Below are 4,081 nucleotides of genomic sequence, written 5' to 3'. Positions count from 1 at the left end.
AGTCGCCGGCTAAAGCGAAGACGATTAACAAATATCTCGGCAACGATTTCATCGTTAAGTCGAGCGTGGGTCACATCCGTGACCTGCCGACCAGCGGCTCAGGTAAGGCAGCCTCCGACCCTAAGGAGCGCGCTCGCCAGGCCGCAGCGACACGCAAGATGTCGGCGGAAGAGAAAGTTGAGCATAAAAAGCGCAAAAGCCAGGATCAGCTAATTCGGCGTATGGGCATTGATCCTAATAACGGCTGGGAAGCTCACTACGAAGTGCTGCCCGGGAAAGAAAAAGTCGTTGCCGAACTGAAAAAATTGGCTGAGAAAGCTGATGCTGTCTATCTCGCAACGGATTTGGATCGCGAGGGGGAAGCCATTGCATGGCATCTGCGCGAGACCATCGGTGGCGATAACGACCGCTACAAGCGCGTGGTGTTTAACGAGATCACCAAAAACGCGATCCAGGACGCGTTCAAGGCACCTGGCGTGCTTAACATACCCCGTGTAGAGGCACAGCAAGCGCGACGCTTCCTCGACCGAGTAGTGGGCTTTATGCTCTCGCCGCTGCTATGGGCGAAAGTGGCGCGCGGGCTGTCTGCGGGTCGAGTGCAGTCGGTAGCCGTGCGCTTAATTGTTGAGCGTGAGCGCGAAATTCGTGCGTTTATTCCTGAAGAATTTTGGGATGTGCACGCCGACTTGGCCTCACCAGAGGGCGAGCTAGTGCGCTTCGCATTGGTGCGTCAAGACGGCAAAGCATTTAGGCCTACGTCTGAGAAAGATACGCTGGCGCGTATTGAGCAGCTTAGAAAAGCCAAACTAGCGATTACCTCGCGTGAAGATAAGCCCACCACTTCAAAGCCCACGGCTCCCTTTATTACCTCTACGCTGCAGCAAGCTGCGAGTGGGCGGTTAGGGTTCTCCGTTAAGAAAACCATGACCATGGCTCAGCGTCTCTACGAAGCTGGCTACATCACCTACATGCGTACTGACTCCACCAATTTGTCGAAAGACGCTGTGGAAAGCGTGCGCGGGTACATTAGCGAAGAGTTTGGTGAGCGCTACCTGCCTGAGGCGCCTAATCGTTATAGCAGTAAAGAAAGTGCTCAAGAGGCTCACGAAGCCATTCGACCTTCAAGCGTTGAGCGCAAAGCAACCGACTTGGCGGGCATGGAGCGCGATGCAGAGCGTCTTTATGAATTGATTTGGCGCCAGTTTGTGGCTTGTCAGATGACGCCTGCACAGTATCTTTCAAGTACGCTGAGCGTTGAGGTCGATGGCTATGAGCTGCGTGCCAAAGGCCGCGTGCTCAAGTTTGATGGCTATACGCGGGTAATGAAGCCTGGCGGTAAAAATGAGGACCAGACCCTGCCTGACTTGCCGCAGGGGACGCCCATGGCGCTGGAAGCGCTTGATCCGCTGCAGCACTTTACTAAGCCTGCACCACGCTATACCGAAGCAAGTCTGGTTAAAGAGCTTGAAAAACAGGGCATTGGTCGACCTTCAACCTACGCCTCTATTATTTCGACGATTCAAGATCGCGGCTATGTGAAATTAGAAAATCGGCGTTTTTATGCTGAAAAACTGGGTGATATTGTCACCGAACGGCTAAAAGAATCGTTTCCGGATTTGATGGATTTCTCGTTCACCGCTCGTATGGAAGATAGCTTGGATGAAGTTGCCGAAGGTGAGCGCAACTGGCAGGGCTTGCTAGACGACTTCTACGGTGAGTTCCGTGAAGAGCTTGCTAAAGCAGAGAGCGATGATGGTATGCGGCCTAATCAGCCGGTGCCGACAGACATAGACTGCCCTAGCTGCGGTCGTCATATGCAGATTCGAACGGCTTCTACGGGCGTTTTTCTGGGCTGTAGCGGCTATAACTTGCCGCCAAAAGAGCGCTGCAAAACTACCATCGACCTGATTCCGGGTGAGGAAGCCGTTGCCGAAGATGCGGGAGAAGACGCTGAAACCAACGCGTTGCGGGCTAAGAATCGCTGCCACAAGTGTGGCACGGCCATGGACAGTTATTTAATCGATGAGACGCGCAAGCTGCATATCTGTGGTAATAGTCCAGACTGCGATGGTTACGAAGTCGAGAGCGGTAAATTCAAGATTAAAGGCTACGATGGCCCGGTGATTGAATGTGATAAATGCGGCTCTGAGATGCAGCTCAAATCAGGTCGGTTTGGTAAGTATTTTGGCTGTACCAATGGTGAGTGCAAAAATACGCGCAAGCTATTGAAAAGCGGTGAAGTGGCGCCGCCAAAAATGGATCCGATTCCGATGCCGGAGCTGGCCTGTCAGAAAGTTGACGACCATTACGTATTGCGCGATGGGGCAAGCGGTCTATTTTTGGCAGCCAGCAAATTCCCTAAAAACCGTGAAACGCGGCCGCCGTTAGTCAAAGAATTAAAAGCGCATGCTGATGAGCTGCCAGAGAAATATCACTTTATTCTCAAGGCGCCTAGTGAAGATCCTGATGGCCGCCCGGCTCAGATTCGTTACTCTCGCAAGAGTAAAGAGCAGTTTGTGATGACGGATGAAGAAGGTAAGGCCACTGGCTGGAAAGCCACTTTTGATGCCGGCAAATGGCACGTGGAGGATAAGCGTAAGTGAGTGCGCAGTCGCGAACCAATCAATTGCTCTATCAGGCTGAGTTGCTAGCCATGTTATCAGCCGGGGATGACGAACATGCCACGGCGAGACAGATGGCCCAGGAGGAGGGCGCGTTGGCGCTCTTTGAGTTGGCTTTAGAGTCGCTGTTGCGTGAAGTCACTGAGCATGCACGGTTGTCAGAGCATGCTTGGCGTATTCTGCTAGCAGAAGATGGTGTGAATTTAGCAGAGCTGCAACGCCTGCGCGATTTAAGAGCCCATCCTGAGAGCTGGTTACACTGGCTCGTGGCCCAGCTTGAGCGCTTGCACAGTGACGATGGGGCCGCACGACGTACGGCGCACAATCCTGCGATGATTGCAGTGGCTAGTCCAGTGAATCTACGCAAGCAGCTATTGGCTAATCTTCAGGCAGCAAAGCGAGAAATAGGCTCTCTGCGGGAAACTAGCTTGGAATGGTAGGTCTACTAAAATAACGAAAAGCGCTCATTGCAGTAATGCTTTGGTGGGCGCGTTTATTCACTGCGCGTTAGCTGTATTGCGCGTATGACGAAAATACTAACGGCGAATGTGGGAATAATGTATAACAGCCACCAGATGAGCCTAGTGGGTCAACCACAGGCTAACGTGTTTCGAGAGCTACCATGATGCCTGTCAATCGCCGTCGTTTTCTCGCTATGGCGCTGAGTTTTCCCGCCGTTGCGAGCGCTGCAGTGAATTCGCCTAGCCAATCAGGCATCCCAGATCTTGTCGAGACGATGCTCACTCGTGCTCATGCGCCTAGGCACAGCAACGAACTATGGGTGTTGGTAGATGACCGGGAGTCCACGCTAAGCGTTTTTCGTGGCAATGCCTTATTGGAGCGTTTTGCGCCGATATCGCTAGGGCGGGCCGGGGCAAAAACGCAGCGCGTGCGTGGCGATAGTGTGACCCCTCTGGGCGAGTTTCGTATCAATCGTTTTAATTACGAAAGCCAATGGCGTACTTTTATGGCCATTGATTATCCAACGCCGGCCCATGCACGGATGGCATTGGAAAGCGGGATTTACTCCCAAACGGATTATGAAGACTACTTCGAATACTACCGCCGTTACGGTCATCCATCTCAGAATACGGCGCTTGGTGGCGCTATTGGTATTCATGGATTGGGTGCCGCTGATCCTGATATTCATGGGCGTTATAACTGGACTCAGGGGTGTGTTGCCGTTACCAACGAGCAAATTGATCGCCTCGCAGAGCTAGTGGGTGTTGGCACCCGTGTAGTGATCCGTTAAGCTAGCGCCGTTGTAAGGAAGTTCGAGGTTTTTAAATAAGTGGCTATAGACAAGCGCTGTGGACTATTATAAAACAGCGTTTGACTCGCGTGCTTAACAGCACAAGTCATTGAAAAGAACCTGCACCGCAGGTAGACAAATTTAAGCTAAGAGCTTAGCCTTACCTTTGTCATACCCTTAACGTAGTACCCAAGGACGACTCAAGGAG

Annotated in this window: 3 protein-coding genes; all 3 read left to right on the top strand. The window is 52.3% G+C overall.

From position 1 onward, the window contains the following. On the top strand, positions 1–2,603 hold a 2,603-nt coding region (gene topA / locus ACTH5D_RS17455), incomplete at its 5' end, for a type I DNA topoisomerase (RefSeq protein WP_441673454.1). Beyond that, the gene (locus tag ACTH5D_RS17450; RefSeq protein WP_441673452.1) at positions 2,600–3,061 is read left to right on the top strand and encodes a DUF6586 family protein; all 462 of its coding nucleotides are present in this window, start codon (positions 2,600–2,602) and stop codon (positions 3,059–3,061) included. The genes topA and ACTH5D_RS17450, both read left to right, overlap by 4 nt. A gap of 182 nt (positions 3,062–3,243) precedes the next feature. After that, positions 3,244–3,873, top strand: coding sequence for a L,D-transpeptidase family protein (locus ACTH5D_RS17445; RefSeq protein ID WP_441673450.1), 630 nt, complete (start codon positions 3,244–3,246; stop codon positions 3,871–3,873). Positions 3,874–4,081: the final 208 nt, after the last annotated feature.

The organism is Halomonas sp., assembly GCF_052095695.1.
In the GTDB taxonomy this organism is placed as follows: Bacteria; Pseudomonadota; Gammaproteobacteria; order Pseudomonadales; family Halomonadaceae; genus Vreelandella.
This window is presented reverse-complemented; position numbering and strand designations above follow the sequence as displayed.

Bases quoted from the DNA above. Each gene is read 5' to 3' on its own strand.
- ACTH5D_RS17445 (WP_441673450.1), top strand. From the start codon at position 3,244: ATGATGCCTGTCAATCGCCGTCGTTTTCTCGCTATGGCGCTGAGTTTT.